At 71.5% G+C, this 17,170-nt stretch carries 23 protein-coding genes; 12 read left to right on the top strand and 11 right to left on the bottom strand.

From position 1 onward, the window contains the following. Position 1 precedes the first annotated feature (1 nt). The 3 genes from hslV to DEW08_RS07410 form a co-directional block, all read right to left on the bottom strand. Positions 2 to 565: an ATP-dependent protease subunit HslV gene (hslV, locus tag DEW08_RS07400; RefSeq protein WP_109325818.1), complete on the bottom strand. Its 564-nt coding sequence runs from the start codon at positions 563 to 565 to the stop codon at positions 2 to 4. 171 nt (positions 566 to 736) lie between these two features. Further along, the gene (locus DEW08_RS07405; RefSeq protein ID WP_109325819.1) at positions 737 to 1,669 is read right to left on the bottom strand and encodes a trypsin-like peptidase domain-containing protein; all 933 of its coding nucleotides are present in this window, start codon (positions 1,667 to 1,669) and stop codon (positions 737 to 739) included. Continuing rightward, positions 1,618 to 2,139, bottom strand: coding sequence for a hypothetical protein (locus DEW08_RS07410; protein ID WP_109325828.1), 522 nt, complete (start codon positions 2,137 to 2,139; stop codon positions 1,618 to 1,620). The genes DEW08_RS07405 and DEW08_RS07410 overlap by 52 nt, the downstream gene beginning before the upstream one ends. A 135-nt stretch (positions 2,140 to 2,274) precedes the next feature. Between DEW08_RS07410 and hisB the strand changes: the two genes are divergently transcribed. From hisB to DEW08_RS07445, 7 genes are read left to right on the top strand one after another with little or no spacing between them, the layout of a single operon-like run. Then, positions 2,275 to 2,898: an imidazoleglycerol-phosphate dehydratase HisB gene (gene hisB, locus DEW08_RS07415; protein ID WP_109325829.1), complete on the top strand. Its 624-nt coding sequence runs from the start codon at positions 2,275 to 2,277 to the stop codon at positions 2,896 to 2,898. 55 nt (positions 2,899 to 2,953) lie between these two features. Continuing rightward, a complete protein-coding gene (hisH, locus tag DEW08_RS07420; RefSeq protein WP_109325830.1) occupies positions 2,954 to 3,598 on the top strand; it encodes an imidazole glycerol phosphate synthase subunit HisH in 645 nt (214 codons plus the stop codon). Between the two features lie 2 nt (positions 3,599 to 3,600). After that, positions 3,601 to 4,149: a GNAT family N-acetyltransferase gene (locus DEW08_RS07425; protein ID WP_109325835.1), complete on the top strand. Its 549-nt coding sequence runs from the start codon at positions 3,601 to 3,603 to the stop codon at positions 4,147 to 4,149. Then, on the top strand, positions 4,146 to 4,901 hold the full coding sequence (hisA, locus tag DEW08_RS07430; protein WP_109325836.1) for a 1-(5-phosphoribosyl)-5-[(5-phosphoribosylamino)methylideneamino]imidazole-4-carboxamide isomerase: 756 nt from the start codon (positions 4,146 to 4,148) through the stop codon (positions 4,899 to 4,901). Before DEW08_RS07425 ends, hisA begins: the two co-directional genes overlap by 4 nt. After that, positions 4,901 to 5,689 carry an imidazole glycerol phosphate synthase subunit HisF gene (gene hisF / locus DEW08_RS07435; protein WP_109325837.1) on the top strand — a complete coding sequence of 263 codons (789 nt, stop codon included), beginning with the start codon at positions 4,901 to 4,903 and terminating at the stop codon, positions 5,687 to 5,689. The genes hisA and hisF overlap by 1 nt, the downstream gene beginning before the upstream one ends. Next, positions 5,682 to 6,062 carry a phosphoribosyl-ATP diphosphatase gene (locus tag DEW08_RS07440; RefSeq protein ID WP_109325838.1) on the top strand — a complete coding sequence of 127 codons (381 nt, stop codon included), beginning with the start codon at positions 5,682 to 5,684 and terminating at the stop codon, positions 6,060 to 6,062. Before hisF ends, DEW08_RS07440 begins: the two co-directional genes overlap by 8 nt. 26 nt (positions 6,063 to 6,088) lie before the next feature. Further along, on the top strand, positions 6,089 to 6,457 hold the full coding sequence (locus DEW08_RS07445) for a histidine triad nucleotide-binding protein (RefSeq protein ID WP_109329623.1): 369 nt from the start codon (positions 6,089 to 6,091) through the stop codon (positions 6,455 to 6,457). 105 nt (positions 6,458 to 6,562) lie between these two features. Here DEW08_RS07445 and DEW08_RS07450 read toward each other — a convergent pair whose 3' ends face one another. Both DEW08_RS07450 and znuC read right to left on the bottom strand, forming a co-directional pair. Further along, positions 6,563 to 7,348, bottom strand: coding sequence for a metal ABC transporter permease (locus tag DEW08_RS07450; protein ID WP_109325839.1), 786 nt, complete (start codon positions 7,346 to 7,348; stop codon positions 6,563 to 6,565). Continuing rightward, a complete protein-coding gene (gene znuC, locus DEW08_RS07455; RefSeq protein WP_109325840.1) occupies positions 7,341 to 8,123 on the bottom strand; it encodes a zinc ABC transporter ATP-binding protein ZnuC in 783 nt (260 codons plus the stop codon). Before znuC ends, DEW08_RS07450 begins: the two co-directional genes overlap by 8 nt. A gap of 89 nt (positions 8,124 to 8,212) precedes the next feature. Here znuC and znuA point away from each other — a divergent pair, with 89 nt between their 5' ends. Together znuA and dapB are read left to right on the top strand one after the other, a co-directional pair. Continuing rightward, positions 8,213 to 9,202 carry a zinc ABC transporter substrate-binding protein ZnuA gene (gene znuA, locus DEW08_RS07460; RefSeq protein WP_109325845.1) on the top strand — a complete coding sequence of 330 codons (990 nt, stop codon included), beginning with the start codon at positions 8,213 to 8,215 and terminating at the stop codon, positions 9,200 to 9,202. Positions 9,203 to 9,258: 56 nt separating this feature from the next. Further along, the gene (gene dapB / locus DEW08_RS07465; protein WP_109325846.1) at positions 9,259 to 10,056 is read left to right on the top strand and encodes a 4-hydroxy-tetrahydrodipicolinate reductase; all 798 of its coding nucleotides are present in this window, start codon (positions 9,259 to 9,261) and stop codon (positions 10,054 to 10,056) included. Positions 10,057 to 10,099: 43 nt separating this feature from the next. Here the strand turns inward: dapB and DEW08_RS07470 are convergent, their stop codons facing one another. From DEW08_RS07470 to DEW08_RS07480, 3 genes are all read right to left on the bottom strand, one after another. Next, on the bottom strand, positions 10,100 to 10,990 hold the full coding sequence (locus DEW08_RS07470) for a bifunctional transcriptional activator/DNA repair enzyme AdaA (RefSeq protein WP_109325847.1): 891 nt from the start codon (positions 10,988 to 10,990) through the stop codon (positions 10,100 to 10,102). 100 nt (positions 10,991 to 11,090) lie between these two features. Continuing rightward, on the bottom strand, positions 11,091 to 11,579 hold the full coding sequence (locus tag DEW08_RS07475; protein ID WP_245986465.1) for a DUF2244 domain-containing protein: 489 nt from the start codon (positions 11,577 to 11,579) through the stop codon (positions 11,091 to 11,093). A gap of 115 nt (positions 11,580 to 11,694) precedes the next feature. Next, on the bottom strand, positions 11,695 to 12,117 hold the full coding sequence (locus DEW08_RS07480) for a hypothetical protein (protein ID WP_109325853.1): 423 nt from the start codon (positions 12,115 to 12,117) through the stop codon (positions 11,695 to 11,697). Between the two features lie 203 nt (positions 12,118 to 12,320). Between DEW08_RS07480 and nth the strand changes: the two genes are divergently transcribed. Continuing rightward, positions 12,321 to 13,049 (top strand): endonuclease III, encoded by a 729-nt coding sequence (gene nth, locus DEW08_RS07485; RefSeq protein ID WP_245986608.1) that lies wholly within the window; start codon positions 12,321 to 12,323, stop codon positions 13,047 to 13,049. A gap of 95 nt (positions 13,050 to 13,144) precedes the next feature. Then, a complete protein-coding gene (locus DEW08_RS07490; protein WP_109325854.1) occupies positions 13,145 to 14,005 on the top strand; it encodes an alpha/beta fold hydrolase in 861 nt (286 codons plus the stop codon). A 103-nt stretch (positions 14,006 to 14,108) separates the two neighbouring features. Here the strand turns inward: DEW08_RS07490 and DEW08_RS07495 are convergent, their stop codons facing one another. Continuing rightward, complete coding sequence (locus DEW08_RS07495) at positions 14,109 to 14,654, bottom strand: bactofilin family protein (protein ID WP_245986467.1); 546 nt, start codon at positions 14,652 to 14,654, stop codon at positions 14,109 to 14,111. On the opposite strand from DEW08_RS07495, the gene DEW08_RS32145 reads away from it, so the two are divergent. Further along, on the top strand, positions 14,653 to 14,823 hold the full coding sequence (locus tag DEW08_RS32145) for a hypothetical protein (RefSeq protein ID WP_245986469.1): 171 nt from the start codon (positions 14,653 to 14,655) through the stop codon (positions 14,821 to 14,823). The two genes, DEW08_RS07495 and DEW08_RS32145, sit on opposite strands and share 2 nt — an antisense overlap. 255 nt (positions 14,824 to 15,078) lie before the next feature. Here the strand turns inward: DEW08_RS32145 and DEW08_RS07500 are convergent, their stop codons facing one another. Together DEW08_RS07500 and fabF are read right to left on the bottom strand one after the other, a co-directional pair. Next, positions 15,079 to 15,756 (bottom strand): EI24 domain-containing protein, encoded by a 678-nt coding sequence (locus DEW08_RS07500; RefSeq protein WP_109325856.1) that lies wholly within the window; start codon positions 15,754 to 15,756, stop codon positions 15,079 to 15,081. Between the two features lie 145 nt (positions 15,757 to 15,901). Further along, a complete protein-coding gene (fabF, locus tag DEW08_RS07505) occupies positions 15,902 to 17,158 on the bottom strand; it encodes a beta-ketoacyl-ACP synthase II (protein WP_109325857.1) in 1,257 nt (418 codons plus the stop codon). Positions 17,159 to 17,170 lie beyond the last annotated feature (12 nt).

The following is a 17,170-nucleotide window of genomic DNA, read 5'->3' on the forward strand; positions in this document are numbered from 1 at the left end:
GTTACAGCTTTTCGAGGGTGACGTTTTCGTTCGTGTAGACGCAAATGCCGGCGGCGATCCTCATCGCCTTGCGGGCGACCGCCTCGGCATCCATGCCGTCGATGTCGATCAGCGCGCGCGCCGCCGACAGGGCGTAGGACCCGCCGGAGCCGATGCCGATCAGCCCGTCCTCCGGCTCCAGCACGTCGCCGTTGCCGGTCAGGACGAGGCTGACGGACTTGTCGGCCACCGCCATCATCGCCTCCAGCCGGCGCAGGTAGCGGTCGGTCCGCCAGTCCTTCGCCATCTCGACGCAGGCGCGGGTGAGCTGGCCCGGATACTGCTCCAGCTTCGCCTCCAGCCGCTCGAACAGCGTCAGCGCGTCGGCGGTGGCGCCGGCGAATCCCGCCATCACCGTGCCGCCGGCCAGCCAGCGCACCTTGCGCGCGTTGGACTTCATCACCGTCTGGCCCACCGACACCTGTCCGTCGCCGGCGATCACAACCTGCCCGTCCTTGCGGACCGAAAGGATGGTGGTGCCGTGCCACTGGATGGGGTCGTGTGGGTTTGCTGAATGGGACGTCATGCTCGACCGTCTGTGAACAGGGAAAGGCCCGGCCCTCCTCAGGGCACCGGGAGCCCGGAACACCACCGCGCCGCCGCGCCGCCCGGGGCCTGTCGCAGGTCGTCCCGGGCCGGTTCCGTCCGGGCATCCGGTCCCGGGCATCCGGTCTATGTGGGAGGGGCCGGACCCCCGTCAAGATTCGTCGTCGGGATAAGCCGGTGCGGTGTGACGACGCAGAGGTGTGGCCCCGGGGGGCGCCTTGGCCGTCCGGGGCAGGGGATCGGCGGCGAAGACCGTCACCTCCATCCGGCGCAACGCCCCGGCGACCGGCAGATAGGGGACGAGCCCCGGCACACCCCGCGCCGTCCGGTCGCGGCCGGGTGCGGCGATGCCGAGCAGCAGTCCGTCGCGGTCCAGCAGCGGCTCCCCCGCCCCGGCCTGCACCCCCTCGAGGTCGGCCTGGATCAGCAGCGTCCCCGAGCGCGGATCCTCGCGCAGCGAGCCGACGATGCCCGGCGTCTCCGCCTCGCCGCCGCGGGTGAGGGCGGTGACCGGCTCGCCGACGCGCGCCGGGCCGGTGCGGACGGCCAGACCGGTCAGCCGCGCCGGCACCCGCACCAGCGCCAGGCCACTCGCCGGGTCGCGCGCCTCCACCGTCCCGGCCAGCGTGACGCCGGCGGCCGGACTGACCGGCAGGGTGGCGGCCGCTCCGGCGGCCAGGGTCAGGAGCAGCGACTGGCCGTCGGCGGTGCCGATCACCAGCCCGATGCCGCTCTCCCGCCCGTCTCCCACCCGGACCTGCGCGCGGCCGGCCCGGCCCGCCGGGTCGGGGGACGGGGAGGGCGGCTGCAGCGACAGCGGCCCCGCCGCACGCGCCGCCTCGGCTGGTAGACGCACGTCGTTGGGCGCTGCGTCTACCAATCCGGCCGACGCGGCGGGACCGCCGCGCGCCACCGCGGCGCGGAAGCCGGGATCGGCGGCCAGCCGGCCGGCTGCGTCGGCGAAGGCATCCTCCATCAGCGCGATGTCGCCCTGCGGCACGCCGCTGTCCCGTTCCGCCGTGCCGCTGGTGGTCAGCCGATGGACCGGCCGGCCGCTGCGCGCGTCGTAGACGGTCCAGTCCACCCGCAGGCTGCCGGTCCCCGATACCCCTTGTCCGCCCCGGTCAGCCAGTGGGAGCGGCGGCACAGCTCCAGCCGCACCTCCTTCAGGTCGCCCTGGACGGTGAAGGCGGCGCGGCGGTTGCCGCTCTCCGGCGCATCGGGGCCGCCGATCCGGCCGACGACGTCGAATCCCGCGGCGCCCAGCATCTCGTCGAACCGCTCCTCGAAGGTGGAGCCGCGCCGCATGTTCTGCCCGCTGGTCCAATGGACCCGCTCATAGGGCGGGGCACAGTCGATGCCCCAGACATAGCGGCCGATCTCCATCCCCCGCCGCATCGACCCGATGGCGAGCTCGGCGAAGCGCAGCGGCTCGGCCGTTCCCGGCGCCAGCGGTGCGGCGCCCTGCGGCACAGGTGCCGGCCCGGCCGTCCGGCAGCCGGCGAGCAGGAGGACGAGCAGGAGAAGACCCGGCGGGCAGGGAAGGGTGGGCATAGTCCGTTATGCGCGTATGGCGTGTATTTCATGCTATCGCATGCACGTCCCCGCGACAACGGGGCGCTCTCGCAGTTGCGGCAAAAGCCCTGCCGCACGCTGGCGCGTCCCGGTTCTTCCTGCTACATAAAAATCATGGACCAGAGCCCTGCCAACGGCGGCCGCCGCGCCTCGATCGAGCGGAACACCACCGAGACCCGCATCCGGGTCGCCGTCAACCTCGACGGCACCGGCGTCTATGACGTGAAGACGGGGGTCGGCTTCCTCGACCATATGCTGGAGCAGCTCTCCCGGCACAGCCTGATGGACCTGACGGTCCTGGCGGACGGCGACCTGCACATCGACTACCACCATACGACCGAGGACACCGGCATCGCCATCGGCATGGCGGTGTCGAAGGCGCTGGGCGACCGCAAGGGCATCGCGCGCTACGGCCATGCCTACATCCCGATGGACGAGACGCTGACGCGGGTGGCCCTGGACTTCTCGAACCGGCCCTACCTGATCTGGAAGGTCGCCTTCACCCGCGACAAGATCGGCGACATGGACACCGAGCTGTTCCGCGAGTGGTTCCAGGCCTTCGCCATGGCGGCCGGCGTGACGCTGCACGTCGAGACCCTCTATGGCGAGAACAACCACCACATCGTCGAAAGCTGCTACAAGGCGCTGGCCCGCGCGCTGCGCGCCGGGGTGGAGACCGACCCGCGCAAGCGCGACGCCGTCCCGTCCACCAAGGGCGTGCTGGGCGGGTCCCTTTAAGACTTTCCAAGCGCCCGGTTCCTGACGCCGGGCCAGGATCAAGGTTCGGGCAAGCATGGAAACCGTTGCGCTGATCGACTACGGCTCCGGCAACCTGCGCTCCGCCGCCAAGGCGATCGAGCGGGCGGCCGGAGCTGCGGAGTCCTCCTATTCGGTCCTCGTCACCTCCGACGCCGACGCGGTCCGCCGCGCCGACCGCGTCGTGCTGCCGGGCGTCGGCGCCTTCGCCGACTGCAAGCGCGGCCTCTCCGAGGTCCCCGGCATGCTGGAGGCCCTGGAGGAGGTCGTGCACCGCCGCGGCCGGCCCTTCCTCGGCATCTGCGTCGGCATGCAGCTCATGGCGGAGCGCGGGCGCGAGTATGGCGTGACGGAGGGGCTGGGCTGGATCAAGGGCGAGGTGTGCAGGCTGGAGCCCGCCGATCCTACGCTGAAGATCCCGCACATGGGCTGGAACGAGCTGCAGGTCAGCCGGCCGCACCCGCTGCTGGCCGGACTGCCGGCCGACGCGCACGCCTATTTCGTGCATTCCTACCAGTTCAAGGCGGCGGACCCGGCCGACGTCATCGCGACGGCCGACTATGGCGGCCCCTTCGCCGCGGTGGTCGGGCGCGACAATCTGGTGGGGACGCAGTTCCACCCGGAGAAGAGCCAGGCGACCGGGCTGGCGCTGATCGCCAACTTCCTGACCTGGCGGATCTGACCATGGCGGAGATCGCCATCGAGCGCGTCGAGACGCTGAAGACCGGCGACCTGCACGACCTGTGCGACGCCGCCGACGACGCCATCAAGGCGGGCGGCGGCTTCGGCTGGGTCGAGCCGCCGCCGCGCGACGTGATGGAGCGCTACTGGAAGGGCGTCCTGGTGGTGCCGGAGCGCATCCTGTTCGTCGCCCGGCTCGACGGCGTGATCGCCGGCTCCGCCCAGCTCGTCAAGCCGCCGCGCAACAACGAGGCGCAGGGTCACGCCGCCAGCCTGACCACCGCCTTCGTCGCCCCCTGGGCGCGCGGCCACGGGCTGGCCCGCCACCTGACCAACGCGGTGGAGGACGAGGCGCGGGCGCTGGGCTTCCGCGTCCTGAACCTCGACGTGCGCGAGACGCAGGAGGCGGCCATCGCGCTCTATGAATCCCTCGGCTTCCGGCGCTGGGGCACGCACCCCTTCTACGCCCTGGTCAAGGGCCGCCGCCTGGCCGGCTATTTCTACGCCAAAGAGTTGACCCCGGACACGCCACAGGACGAGACGCAGCCATGATCATCTACCCCGCCATCGATCTCAAGGACGGTGCCTGCGTCCGCCTGCTGCGCGGCGAGATGAGCCAGGCGACGGTCTTCAACACCGATCCCGGCGCGCAGGCCCGGCTGTTCCAGTCGCAGGGCTTCCGCTGGCTGCATCTGGTCGACCTCAACGGCGCCTTCGAGGGCAAGCCGGTGAACGGCGAGGCGGTGGAGCGCATCCTCGCCAACGTCACCATCCCGGTGCAGCTCGGCGGCGGCATCCGCGACCTGAAGACCATCGGCATGTGGCTGGACAAGGGCGTCAGCCGCGTCATCCTCGGCACGGTGGCGCTGCGCGACCCGGCGCTGGTGAAGCAGGCCTGCCAGGAGTTCCCCGGCCGGGTGGCGGTCGGCATCGACGCCCGCGAAGGCTATGTGGCGGTCGCCGGCTGGGCGGAGACGTCGGACATCAAGGCGCTGGACCTCGCGCTGAAGTTCGAGGACTGCGGCGTCGCCGCCATCATCTACACCGACATCAACCGCGACGGCGCCATGGGCGGCGTGAACGTGGAGGCGACGGCCGACCTCGCCTTCCACCTGACGACGCCGGTGATCGCCTCGGGCGGCGTGTCCTCCATGGCCGACCTCGAGGCGCTCAAGGCCGAGGAGGATACCGGCATCGAGGGCGTCATCTGCGGACGCGCGCTCTATGACGGCCGCATCGATCCGCAGGAGGCGCTGGCCCTGCTCTCCGCCCCCGATGCCCAGGACGCCGAGGAAACCGACTGATGCTGAAGATGCGCGTCATCCCCTGCCTGGACGTCAAGGACGGCCGGGTGGTGAAGGGGGTCAACTTCGTCGATCTGGTGGATGCCGGCGATCCCGTCGAGCAGGCCCGCGTCTACGACCGCGAAGGCGCGGACGAACTGACCTTCCTCGACATCACGGCCAGCCACGAGAACCGCGACACCATCTACGACGTGGTGCGCCGCACGGCCGAGCAGGTCTTCATGCCGCTGACCGTCGGCGGCGGCGTCCGCACGGTGGAGGACATCCGCAAGCTGCTGCTGGCCGGCGCCGACAAGGTGTCGATCAACACCGCCGCCATCCACCGGCCGGAGTTCGTGCGCGAGGCGGCCGAGAAGTTCGGCGCCCAGTGCATCGTCGTCGCCATCGACGCCAAGCAGGTGTCGCCCGGCCGGTGGGAGATCTTCACCCATGGCGGTCGCAAGGCGACGGGCATCGACGCCATCGAGTGGGCCAGGCGCATGGAGTCCTACGGCGCCGGCGAGATCCTGCTGACCTCGATGGACCGCGACGGCACCAAGAGCGGCTTCGACCTGGCGCTCACCCGCGCGGTCGCCGACTCGCTGCGGGTGCCGGTGATCGCATCGGGCGGCGTCGGCACGCTCGACCATCTGGTGCAGGGCATCCGCGAGGGGCACGCCACCGCCGTGCTCGCCGCCTCGATCTTCCATTTCGGCACCTACACCATCGGGCAGGCCAAGGAGGCGCTGGCCGCCGCCGGCATCCCGGTGCGTCCGGCCCGCAAGGCGGAGGTGGCGGCCAATGGCTGACGACAAGAAGGCGGACGACAAGAAGTCCGAGAAGGCGGCCAAGCCGGCGGCGCCGACCGGCGAGGTGCTGGACCGGCTCTATGCCACCGTCCAGTCGCGCAAGGGCGGCGACCCGGAAGCCTCCTACACCGCCAAGCTGTTCAGCCGCGGCACCGCCAAGATCGCCCAGAAGGTGGGGGAGGAAGCGGTGGAGACCGTGCTGGAGGCGGTGCGCGGCGACAAGGCCGCCATGGCGTCGGAATCGGCCGACCTGCTCTATCACCTGATGGTCCTGTGGGCGGACGCCGGCCTGGAGCCCGCCGAGGTGTGGGACCGGCTGGCCCAGCGCGAGGGCATCAGCGGCATCGCCGAGAAGAAGGCTCGCAAATCGTGATCGTCCTTGAGAAGGTTCATCACCCCATGGCCAAGGCTTACGACAGCAACAACATCTTCGCCCGCATCCTGCGCGGCGAGATCCCCTGCAAGAAGGTCCACGAGACGCCGTACTCGCTGGCCTTCCACGACATCAACCCGCTGGCGCCGACCCACGTCCTGGTGATCCCCAAGGGCGCCTACGTGGACATGGACGACTTCACCGCCCGCGCCAGCGACGCCGAGATCGCCGACCTGTTCCGCGCCGTCGGCGACGTCGCCCGCGAGCAGGGCGTGGCCGAGCCGGGCTACCGCCTGCTGTCCAACTGCGGCGCCGACGCCCACCAGGAGGTCCCGCACCTCCACATCCACATCTTCGGCGGCCGTCACCTGGGCCGGATGCTCGACAAGGGCTGATCCCGACAGGGCCGGTTCGTTCCGGTTATGTAATGAAAAGGGCGCCGGGGGCTTCTCTCTCCGGCGCCCTTTTCGTTGGCGTCCCGTCCGTCGTCGGTGCCGGGCCTAGGAGCGGACCGGCACCAGCGCCCCGGCCAGGAACAGGGCGGCGGCGGCGACCACCACGCTGGGGCCGCCCGGCAGGTCCCAGCGCAGCGAGGCCATCAGCCCGCCGAGCACGGCGGCGACCCCGAACAGCGAGGCCAGCGCCGCCATCGTCTCCGGCCTGCGGGCGAAGCGGCGGGCGGCGGCGGCGGGGATGATCATCAGCGAGGTGATCAGCAGGATCCCGACGATCTTCATCGCCGCGGCGATCACCAGCGCGATCAGCAGCATGAAGGCCAGCCGCAGCGCCTCCACCGGCATGCCCTCGACCCGCGCCAGATCCTCGCTGACGGTGATGGCGAGCAGCCGGCGCCACAGCAGCAGGATGCCGCCCAGCGCCACCGCGCCGCCGCCATAGATCCAGGCGAGGTCGGCGGTGGTGACCGACAGGATGTCGCCGAACAGATAGGCCACCAGATCGACGCGCAGCGTCTCCAGGAAGGCCAGCGCCACCAGGCCGAGCGACAGCGAGCCGTGCGACAGGATGCCGAGCAGCGTGTCCGAGGCCAGCGTCCTGCGCCCCTGCAGCGCCACCAGCGCCAGGGCCAGCGACACGCAGACCGCCACCACCCCGATCATCGGGTTGACCCCCAGCAGGAAGCCCAGCGTCACCCCCAGCAGGGCGGAATGGGACAGCGTGTCGCCGAAATAGGCCATGCGCCGCCACACCACGAAGGAGCCGAGCGGTCCGGCGACCAGCGCGATGCCGCAGCCGGCGGCCAGCGCCCGCAGGACGAAGTCATCCATGGCAGCAGCCCCCCTCGGTCGTCCTGACCAGCGAGCCGTCGTCGGCATGGGCGTGGTCGTGGTGGTGCAGGTACACCGCCAGCTCCGCCGCGTGGCCGCCGAACAGCGAATGGTATTCCGGGTGGCGGCTGACGTCCTCCGGATGGCCGGAACAGCAGACATGGCCGTTCAGGCAGACCACATGGTCGGTGCGCGCCATCACCGTATGCAGGTCGTGGCTGACCAGGAGTACGCCGCAGCCGCTCGCCCGGCGTACGGCATCGATGCGCGCGTACAGCTCCGCCTGGCCATGGACGTCCACCGCCTGGTCCGGCTCGTCCAGCACCAGCAGATCCGGCTCGGCCAGCAGGGCGCGGGCCAGCAGCACGCGCTGCATCTCGCCGCCGGAAATCGACTGCACCGGCTGGTCGGCCAGCCGCGCGACCCCCGCCTGCTCCAGCGCCGCGGTCATCCGTCCGGCCGTCACCGGCCGCCACAGGGCGAGGAAGCGGCGGACCGTCAGCGGCAGGGTTGGGTCCACCGCCAGGCGTTGCGGCATGTAGCCGATCCGCAGGCCCGGCCGCCGCCGGACGCTGCCGGACGACGGCTTCACCAGCCCCAGCAGGGCGCGCACCAGCGTGGTCTTTCCGGCGCCGTTCGGCCCGATCAGCGTGACGACCTTGCCGGGCTGGACCGCGACGTCCACGCGGTCCAGCACCTGTCGGCTGCCGAAGCGGACGGACAGCCCCTCGGCCCGGATCAGGGGCTCCGATGGGGTCAGGGGAGACGTTGACATGTTACGTTATAACGTGACAATTGTGCCGGTGTCCTTGCTATGCGCCCATCGGGGGGCGCCTGTCCAGCATGACGAAGGGAAAAGCACCCATGCGCGGTCTCGCACTGTCTGCCGTTCTGTTGCTGTCGCTCGCCTCCGCCGCCCGGGCGGAGGGGCCGAAGGTCGTCGCCTCGATCAAGCCGATCCACTCGCTCGTCGCCTCGGTCATGCAGGGGGTGGGGGAACCCGCCCTGCTGGTGAAGGGGGCCGGGTCGCCCCACACCTATGCGCTGAAGCCGTCCGACGCCAAGGCGCTGTCCGCCGCCGACCTCGTCGTCTGGGTCGGGCCGGAGCTGGAGGGCTTCCTGGAAAAGCCGCTGAAGAGCAACGCGCCCAAGGCGACGGTCGTCACGCTGATGGAACAGCCGGGCATGCTGCTGCTGGATGCCCGCGAGGGCGGCGCCTGGGAACCGCACGACCACGGCCATGCCCACGAGCACGGCCACGGCCATGATCACGGCCACGACAAGAAGGCGGCGGGCAAGGCCGGCGGCCACGACGACGACCATGACCACGACCATGACGAGGTCAACACGCATATCTGGCTCGACCCGGCCAACGCCAGGCGGATCGCGGCGGCGGTGGCGGAGGCGCTGGCGGTGCGCGACCCGGCCAATGCCGAGACCTACCGCACCAACGCCGAGCGCACCGGCGCCCGCATCGACCAGCTCGATGCCGAACTGAAGGCCGCGCTCGGCCCGGTGGCGCGCAAGCCCTTCGTGGTCTTCCACGATGCCTACCAGTATTTCGAGGCGCGCTACGACCTCGGCGCCGTCGGCTCCATCACCGTCAACCCGGAGCGCCGCCCGTCGGCCAAGCGGCTGTCGGCGATCCGCGCCAAGATCAGCGGGCTTGAGGCGGCCTGCGTCTTCGCCGAACCGCAGTTCGAGCCGGCGCTGGTCAGGACCATCATCGAGGGCACCAAGGCGAAGACCGGCGTGCTGGATCCGGAAGGGGCCGATCTGGCCGACGGGCCGGACCTCTACTTCACGCTGATGCGCAACCTCGCCGCCGGCCTGCGCGGCTGCCTCGGCGCTTAAGCGCGGCTCCTTCCTGTGCTAGACCCTGCTTCACAGGCTTGAAGCAGGAGGCGGTCATGAAGATCGGGGTCGTCGGGTGCGCGGGGCGCATGGGGCAGATGCTGGTGCGCGAGATCGCGGCGACGCCCGGCTGCACGCTGGCCGGCGGAACGGAGCGGGTGGGCGGTCCGGCGCTGGGCAAGGACATCGGCACGCTGGCGGGGATCGACCCGCTGGGGGTGGTGGCGATCGAGGATGCCGCCGCCCTCTTCGCCGAGGCCGACGCGGTGATCGACTTCACCAGCCCCGAGGCCACCATGCGCCATGCCGCGCTGGCCGCCCAGTCCGAGACGGTGCTGGTGGTCGGCACGACCGGGCTCACCCCGGCGCAGCAGGCTTCGCTGGTCCAGGCGGCGACCCACACGCCGGTGGTGCAGTCGCCCAACATGTCGCTGGGCGTCAACCTGCTGATGGTGCTCGTCGAGCAGGTGGCCCATGCGCTGGGCGACGACTTCGACATCGACATCCTGGAGATGCACCACCGCAACAAGGTGGACGCCCCCTCGGGCACTGCGCTCGGTCTCGGCCGCGCGGCGGCCAAGGGGCGCGGCGTGGCGCTGGAGGATGTCTGGCAGAAGGTGCGCGACGGCCACACCGGCGCCCGCCCGCGCGGTGAGATCGGCTTCGCCACGCTGCGCGGCGGCGACGTGATCGGCGACCATACGGTGGTCTTCGCCGGCGACGGCGAGCGGGTGGAACTGACCCACAAGGCGTCGGGCCGCGGCATCTACGCCAAGGGCGCCGTCCGCGCCGCCCTGTGGGCCCGCGACAAGACTCCCGGCCTCTACAGCATGCGCGACGTGCTGGGCGTCTGAGACCGGAGCCGTCTTGCGCCGGCCGCATGAGCCGGCGGCCTCCTCACTCCGCCGCGGCGCGCCCCTGTTCCCAGGCGAGCAGGGCGCGCTTGCGCGGAACGCCATAGCGGTAGTTGTGGATGACCCCGGACTTCTGGATCACCCGATGGCAGGGGATCAGGACGCAGACCGGGTTGCGCCCCACCGCCGCCCCCACCGCCCGCATGGCGGTCGGCTGGCCGATGGCGCGGGCGACATCCTCGTAGGACACCACCGCCCCGGAGGGGATGCGCAGCAGCGCCTCCCACACCTTGATCTGGAAGTTGGTGCCCTTCATCAGCAGCCGAAGCGGCTGCGGACCGCCCGGCTCCGGGCCGCCCTCCTCCCACCGGAAGGCGCGGGCGGCGACCGGCCGGGTGGCGTCGGCATCCTCGACCAGCCGGGCGGCCGGCCAGACCGAGGCCATCTCGGCCAGCGCCCCGTCCCCGTCCGCCTCCTCGACGAAGCTCAGCCAGCAGACGCCGCGCTCCGTGGTGCCGACCAGCGACGGGCCGAAGGGCGTCTCGTGCACGCCCCAGCGGATGGTCAGCCCGCCGCCCAGCGCCTTGTACTCGCCGGGGGTCATCGCCTCGCAGGCGACGAACAGGTCGTGCAGCCGCGACGGCCCCGACAGCCCGACGTCCAGCGCCACGTCGAGCACGCTGTGGTTCTCCGCCAGCAGCCGCTTGGCGGTGTCGAGCGTCAGGAACTGCAGGAAGCGCTTCGGGCTGATGCCGGTCCAGCGGGTGAACAGGCGCTGGAAGTGGAAGGGGCTCATCCCCGCCACGGCGGCGAGGTCCTCCAGCGAGGGCTGGGTCTGCCAATGCTCCACCAGATGGCGGATGGCGGCGGCCATCGCCCGGTGGTGCTGCGCGTCGGTCGCCGCATGCCGGAGCAGGGTATCGGTGCTGTCCATGGCGAACGGTCCTCTCGCTGGGATTGGGGCGGAGAGCATGACGGCCGGCGGCGGCCGGGCCAACCCGCTTCTTGCGCTGCCGTCCTAACCTGCGCCGCGCCTACTCCGCGGGTGCCGGCGGGCAGGGCGGGGCGCGCCAGGCCCGCAGCGCGTCGTTCAGGGCGCGGGCGAACTCCGCCCGCTCCTCCGGCGACAGGAAGGCGCCGACCTCGACCGACTGGCCGTGCGAGGACAGCGTCACCTGATGGCGCCGCGACGGCCGGTCGTCCACCCGCACCCGCAGCCAGTAGGGCTGGAAGGTCCAGTGCCGCTCCGGCGCCTTCCAGGCGACGCGCTGGACGGTCAGGTCCCGCTCGGTCAGGCGGACCCGTTCGTACAGCCGCGCATCGCGGTAGTTGACGCGGAAGGCCAGCCACAGCACCAGCACGTCCAGCCCGCAGAAGGGCACCACCGGCCAGGCGCCGGCCGCCAGGCAGATGCCGGCCACCATCAGGTTGATCAGGATGACGGCACCCATCAGCAGGCGGAAGCCGCCCCGCCCCAGGCTGCGGTGGGGATGCAGGATGGCGTCGAAGAGGACGCGCGGCATGCCGGTGACGCTCATGGAGCGCAGGGGACTGGAACGCTCATGGTGCTAAGGTAATGCGAATCGGGCCGGCGCAAAATGGTCGGGCAACAGCGCGGAAGGGGAGGTGGCCGCGGCATCACGCCGCGCGCGACACCAGCGGCAGCGCTCCGCCGTAGAGCACCCAGTCCATGGCGCTGGTGCAGTGGTCCGGCGTGATCTCGGGCACGACGAAGATGCGCACCTGATCGTCGGTGCCGGCGGCGATCATCGCGTCGGCGAAGCGGCAGGCCCAGGTCCAGTCGGTCATCACCAGCGCCATGCGGACATGGCCGCAGTCGCGCCCCAGACGCATCAGCCGGACCACCACCTCCGGCCGGAACCGGTCGACCTGGAAGCCGTCCAGCTCCAGCAGGCTGGACCACGGCGTTCCGCGTCCGGCCAGGGCGAGGCAGGCCTGCTCCACCCGGCGGGCCATCTCGTCGCGCTCTTCCAGCGACAGTTCCCCTTCCAGGTGGACGTGCAGTCCCCAGGTCGGGGTTTCGATGGACACGGCACCCATTCCCGCTCTCCAACCGCTCCGCGCCATCCGGCCTGCTCTTGATCCGGCCGGAATCAGACAGGGATGGCACCCAGTGTATCAGAGTCTTTTGATATAGGGACTATTCCTTCCGGGCAATCAGCGAAAACCCTCATTTGGCGACAGGAAGAAACAATGCGCGGAGGCTTTGCCCCGGCCGGCGGGGGCCGTTATGCTTGCGCTCCATGAAGCCCGCCGCCGTCCAGGAGTTCTTCCGCCGCCTCGCCGCCGCCAATCCGGAGCCGAGGAGCGAGCTGGAATACGTCAATCCCTACACGCTGCTGGTCGCCGTCGTGCTGTCGGCCCAGGCGACCGACGTCGGCGTGAACAAGGCGACCGGCCCGCTGTTCGCCGTCGTCCGGACCCCGCAGCAGATGCTGGAGCTGGGGGAGGAGGGGCTGCGCGGCTACATCAAGACGATCGGCCTGTTCAACACCAAGGCCAAGAACGTCATCGGGCTGTCGGAGATCCTGCTCCGCGACCATGGCGGCGAGGTGCCGCGCGACCGCGAGGCGCTGGAGCAGCTTCCCGGCGTCGGGCGCAAGACGGCCAACGTGGTGCTCAACGTCGCCTTCGGGGAAGAGACCATCGCGGTGGACACCCACATCTTCCGCGTCGGCAACCGCACCGGCCTCGCCCCCGGCAAGACCCCGGACGCGGTGGAGGCGAAGCTGCTGAAGGTGGTGCCCAAGCCCTACCGCCGGCACGCCCACCACTGGCTGATCCTGCACGGCCGCTATGTCTGCAAGGCGCGCAAGCCCGACTGCCCGGCCTGCCCGGTCGCCGACCTCTGCGCCTACAAGGACAAGACGGGCCAGAACGGGACGGGCCAGAACGGAACGGGCCAAAACGGAACGGGCAAGACGAAGACGGCCAGGGCCAAGGCGGCCATCCCGACCGAACCGGCCGCCTGAGGCCCGTCCGCCGGCACGGTCCCGGAACCGTCTCCTCCCCCGCCCGGTTTCCACCGGTGACGGGTCCCGGCAGGAACGGGGAGGGAGGATCGCTGGTGTTCGAGGGATTCCGACTCGAGTCGGTCGCGCTGCCCGGGGCGACCCTGCGCGTCCGCCACGGCGGGTCCGGCCCGCCGGTCCTGCTGCTGCACGGCCATCCCCGCACCCACGCCACCTGGCACCGCGTCGCCCCGCTGCTGGCCCGCCGCCACACCGTGGTCTGTCCAGACCTGCGCGGCTTCGGCCGGTCGTCCAAGCCGCCCGACAGCCCCGACCATGCCGGCTCCTCCAAGCGGGCGAAGGCGGCGGACGGGGTGGCCCTGATGCGGCACCTGGGCTTCGGGCGCTTCGCCGTCGCCGGCCACGACCGCGGCTCCTACACCGCCTTCCGCATGGCGATGGATCATCCGGAGCGGGTCACCCGCCTCGCCGTGCTGGACGGCGTGCCGATCGTCGAGGCGCTGGAACGCTGCGACGAGCGCTTCGCCCGGGCGTGGTGGCACTGGTTCTTCTTCGCCCAGCCGGACAAGCCGGAGCGCGCCATCCTCGCCGACCCGGACGGCTGGTACGGCGGATCGCCGGAGGCGATGGGGGAGGAGGCCTACCGCGACTACCGCGCGGCCATCCATGATCCGGCGACCGTCCACGGCATGATGGAGGATTACCGCGCCGGCCTCGGCATCGACCGCCGCCACGACGAGGAGGACCGCGCCGCCGGCCGCACCCTGCGCTGCCCGGTGCTGGCGCTGTGGTCCCGGCGCGACGACCTGGAGGCACTCTACGGCGACGTGCTGGCGGTCTGGCGGCCCTGGGCGCCCGACCTGCGCGGCCATGGCCTCGACTGCGGCCACCACATGGCCGAGGAGGCGCCCGAGGCGCTGGCGGATGCCCTGCTCGGGTTCCTGGCGGGGCGGTGACGGCAAAAAGCCCGGCGCGGCGGGGGCCGCGGCCGGGCTTCGATGCCGTTGCGGAGCGTTTGGCGGCGTTTGCCGCCCCTCCGCATCCTTACCTGCGGACCTCTTACGAGGCGGTGGCGGCCGCCAGGGCCGGCTCGGCCGCGGGGGTGGCGGCCGGGGCGGCTGCCGCCGGCTTGGCCGCGCCGAGGATCTGGATGTCGCCGACCAGCTGGCCGCCGGCTTCCACCGCCAGCTCGCCATACTTGATGGAGCCGGTGATCTTGCCGGTGGCGCGCACGGTCAGACGGCCGCGGACCGACAGCTCGCCCTCGAAGCGGCCGCCGATGTCGGCCTGGTCGATCTCCACCGAGCCCTTGAACAGGCCGCCGTCGGCGATCTCGATGTTGCGGCCGTCGCGCAGCTTGGCCTCCACCGTGCCTTCGACGACCAGCACGTCGCAGGAGCCGATCTCGCCCGACAGGGAGATGTCGCGGCCGACGATCAGGCGGCGCTGCTCGGTCGCCGGGGTGGCGGGAGCCGGAGCGGCTGCGGCGGCCGGGGTGGCGGCCGGGGCGGCGGCACCGCGCGGCACGGCACCGGGGACGTCGACGACGCGGCGCGGGATGTCCGTCTTCATGCCGGCGGCAGGGGTGGTCGGGGGCTTCGGCATGCTGGTGTTCATCGCGGATCCCTTGTCGGAGCTTCTTTCGGAGCTGCTGTCGGAGAACGGTTCGCCGGGCATCGTGCGCATGGGCGAGGGAGCGGCCGGAACCGCGCCGGGCAGGGTGCCCAGCGGTGAGGCGCTGGTCGGGGCGTGGGCCGCCAGGCCCGGAGCCTGACCCGAAGACTGGGCGGGCGCCTGGGGCGGCGCCTGGTTCGGTACCGGAGCCTGCCTGGCCGCGTCGGCACCGTCTGCCTTCGGCGCCCCCGCGGGTGGAGTCTTTCGTCCGAACAGCATGAAGATCGATCCCCCAATCGAGTGAATGTGGCTGGGATGAAGGCTGGACTTCAAGGCGTCATCGGATGACGGCGTCATCCTCCGGTCTGCCCGAAGACGAAAAACCCGGAGGGGCCCAGGGGCGGGCGTAACACGGTCATCCGCCCTGCCGCAAGGGGCCTCTCATGGACTGGAAGACATGGACCATGAAGGCGCTGGCGACCACGGGCACCAGCAGGTTGACGAACGGAATTGTCGAAAGAAAGGCGATGATGACCCCGGCCGAAAAAGGTTTCAACGGCTTGGCGCGGCGCAGATCCCGCGCCTCGCGCGCACCCATCCGGCGGATCGCCACCAGTTCGAAATACTCCCGTCCCAGCAGATAGCCGTTCACGACATAGAAGACGACGAGGTTCAACCCCGGCGCCATCAGGTAGAGCGGCAGCGCCAGGATGTTGACCCCCAGCACCACGGCGAGGAAGCGCAGCCCGGTCAGCAGCTCCTCGGTCAGGCCGGTGCGGCGGGGCGCCGGCAGATGGGGATAGTGGCGCGCCTCCACCCGCTCCAGCACCTCGTCCAGGAAGAAGCTGGACAGGACGCCGACGGTGGAGGGGAACAGGATCCAGGCCAGCACCAGCACGACCAGCCCGCCCAGCAGGTCGAGCATCCAGTCCACCCAGGCATAGCCGGTCAGCGGCGTGTGGAACAGCGCCCACCAGACGGCGGCGGCGAGCAGCCCGTAGGCCGCCGCGGCCGACAGCACGCCGATCCACACCACGCGGCGCGACCGCGGGTCGGTGAGCTGGTTGAAGGCGAGGATCAGCGCGCGGATCATCCGGGAGGCCTGCTGACGTGGAGGAGGGCCGCGGCCCCGGACGGGGCCGGCGGCAGCATATCTACGCCGTCCCGCCCGGCACTTCCAGGACCGGTCCCCTCTTTTTGGGCCCCCTCTTTTTGGCTTGCCGTCCTTTCAGCCGCGTTTAAGCCGGAGCACTGAAGACCAGCGCCGCGTTGGTGCCGCCGAAACCGAAGGAGTTGGACAGGACGTGGCGGATCCGCCGCTGCTTCGGCTGCAGGGGAACGAGGTCGAGGTCGCAGCCCTCCGACGGCGACTCCAGGTTCAGGGTCGGCGGCGCCACCTGGTCGCGCAGGGCCAGGATGGCGAAGATCGCCTCCACCGCCCCGGCCGCCCCCAGCAGATGGCCGGTCGCCGACTTGGTGGAGGACATCGAGAGCGCCCGCGCATGGTCGCCGAACAGCCGCTTGGCCGCCGCGATCTCCACCGGGTCGCCCGCCGGGGTCGAGGTGGCGTGGGCGTTCACGTAGTCGATGGCGTCGGGCGCCAGCCCGGCCCGCTTCACCGCCGCCCGCATGGCGCGGAAGGCGCCGTCGCCGTCCTCCGCCGGGGCGGTGATATGATAGGCGTCGCCCGACAGGCCGTAGCCGGTCACCTCGGCGAGGATCCGGGCACCGCGGCGCCGGGCATGCTCCAGCTCCTCCAGCACCAGCACGCCGGCGCCCTCGCCCATGACGAAGCCGTCCCGGTCGCGGTCCCACGGGCGGGAGGCGCGCTCCGGCGTGTCGTTGAAGCCGGTGGACATGGCGCGGGCGGCGCAGAAGCCGGCCAGCCCCAGCCGGGAGATCGCCGCCTCCGTCCCGCCGGCCAGCATCACGTCGGCATCGTCGAAGGCGATCAGCCGCGCGGCGTCGCCGATGGCATGGGCGCCGGTGGCGCAGGCGGTGACCACCGCATGGTTCGGCCCGCGGAAGCCGTGGCGGATCGACACGTGGCCCGCGGCGAGGTTGATCAGGTTGGACGGCACGAAGAAGGGGGAGATCCGGCGCGGCCCCTTCTCGTGCAGGGTCAGGGCCGACTCGGCGAGCCCCGGCAGGCCGCCGATGCCCGAGCCGATCAGCACGCCGGTGCGCTCCTGCCCCTGTTCGTCCGCCGGGCGCCAGCCCGAGTCGGCCACCGCCTCCTCCGCGGCGGCGAGCGCCAGCAGGATGAAGCGGTCCATCTTGCGCTGGTCCTTGGGCGGAACCAGCCGGTCCGCGTCGAAGGCGCCCTCCCCGTCGGCCGGGACATGGCCGGCGATGCGGCAGGGCAGGTCGGCCGCCTCCACCCCCCGGACGGCGCGGATGCCGCTGCGCCCGTCCAGCAGGGCGCCCCAGCTCCGCTCCACCCCGGCTCCCAGCGGCGTCACGGCGCCGAGGCCGGTCACCACGACTCGTCTCATTCCATTCGTCCT

Source organism: Azospirillum thermophilum, from assembly GCF_003130795.1.
GTDB classification, from domain to species: Bacteria; Pseudomonadota; Alphaproteobacteria; order Azospirillales; family Azospirillaceae; genus Azospirillum; species Azospirillum thermophilum.

Bases quoted from the DNA above. Each gene is read 5' to 3' on its own strand.
- hslV (WP_109325818.1), bottom strand. From the start codon at position 565: ATGACGTCCCATTCAGCAAACCCACACGACCCCATCCAGTGGCACGGC.
- DEW08_RS07410 (WP_109325828.1), bottom strand. From the start codon at position 2,139: ATGCCCACCCTTCCCTGCCCGCCGGGTCTTCTCCTGCTCGTCCTCCTG.
- hisB (WP_109325829.1), top strand. From the start codon at position 2,275: ATGGACCAGAGCCCTGCCAACGGCGGCCGCCGCGCCTCGATCGAGCGG.
- hisH (WP_109325830.1), top strand. From the start codon at position 2,954: ATGGAAACCGTTGCGCTGATCGACTACGGCTCCGGCAACCTGCGCTCC.
- DEW08_RS07425 (WP_109325835.1), top strand. From the start codon at position 3,601: ATGGCGGAGATCGCCATCGAGCGCGTCGAGACGCTGAAGACCGGCGAC.
- hisA (WP_109325836.1), top strand. From the start codon at position 4,146: ATGATCATCTACCCCGCCATCGATCTCAAGGACGGTGCCTGCGTCCGC.
- hisF (WP_109325837.1), top strand. From the start codon at position 4,901: ATGCTGAAGATGCGCGTCATCCCCTGCCTGGACGTCAAGGACGGCCGG.
- DEW08_RS07440 (WP_109325838.1), top strand. From the start codon at position 5,682: ATGGCTGACGACAAGAAGGCGGACGACAAGAAGTCCGAGAAGGCGGCC.
- DEW08_RS07445 (WP_109329623.1), top strand. From the start codon at position 6,089: ATGGCCAAGGCTTACGACAGCAACAACATCTTCGCCCGCATCCTGCGC.
- DEW08_RS07450 (WP_109325839.1), bottom strand. From the start codon at position 7,348: ATGGATGACTTCGTCCTGCGGGCGCTGGCCGCCGGCTGCGGCATCGCG.
- znuC (WP_109325840.1), bottom strand. From the start codon at position 8,123: ATGTCAACGTCTCCCCTGACCCCATCGGAGCCCCTGATCCGGGCCGAG.
- znuA (WP_109325845.1), top strand. From the start codon at position 8,213: ATGCGCGGTCTCGCACTGTCTGCCGTTCTGTTGCTGTCGCTCGCCTCC.
- dapB (WP_109325846.1), top strand. From the start codon at position 9,259: ATGAAGATCGGGGTCGTCGGGTGCGCGGGGCGCATGGGGCAGATGCTG.
- DEW08_RS07470 (WP_109325847.1), bottom strand. From the start codon at position 10,990: ATGGACAGCACCGATACCCTGCTCCGGCATGCGGCGACCGACGCGCAG.
- DEW08_RS07475 (WP_245986465.1), bottom strand. From the start codon at position 11,579: ATGCCGCGCGTCCTCTTCGACGCCATCCTGCATCCCCACCGCAGCCTG.
- DEW08_RS07480 (WP_109325853.1), bottom strand. From the start codon at position 12,117: ATGGGTGCCGTGTCCATCGAAACCCCGACCTGGGGACTGCACGTCCAC.
- nth (WP_245986608.1), top strand. From the start codon at position 12,321: ATGAAGCCCGCCGCCGTCCAGGAGTTCTTCCGCCGCCTCGCCGCCGCC.
- DEW08_RS32145 (WP_245986469.1), top strand. From the start codon at position 14,653: ATGCTGGTGTTCATCGCGGATCCCTTGTCGGAGCTTCTTTCGGAGCTG.
- DEW08_RS07495 (WP_245986467.1), bottom strand. From the start codon at position 14,654: ATGCCGAAGCCCCCGACCACCCCTGCCGCCGGCATGAAGACGGACATC.
- DEW08_RS07500 (WP_109325856.1), bottom strand. From the start codon at position 15,756: ATGATCCGCGCGCTGATCCTCGCCTTCAACCAGCTCACCGACCCGCGG.
- fabF (WP_109325857.1), bottom strand. From the start codon at position 17,158: ATGAGACGAGTCGTGGTGACCGGCCTCGGCGCCGTGACGCCGCTGGGA.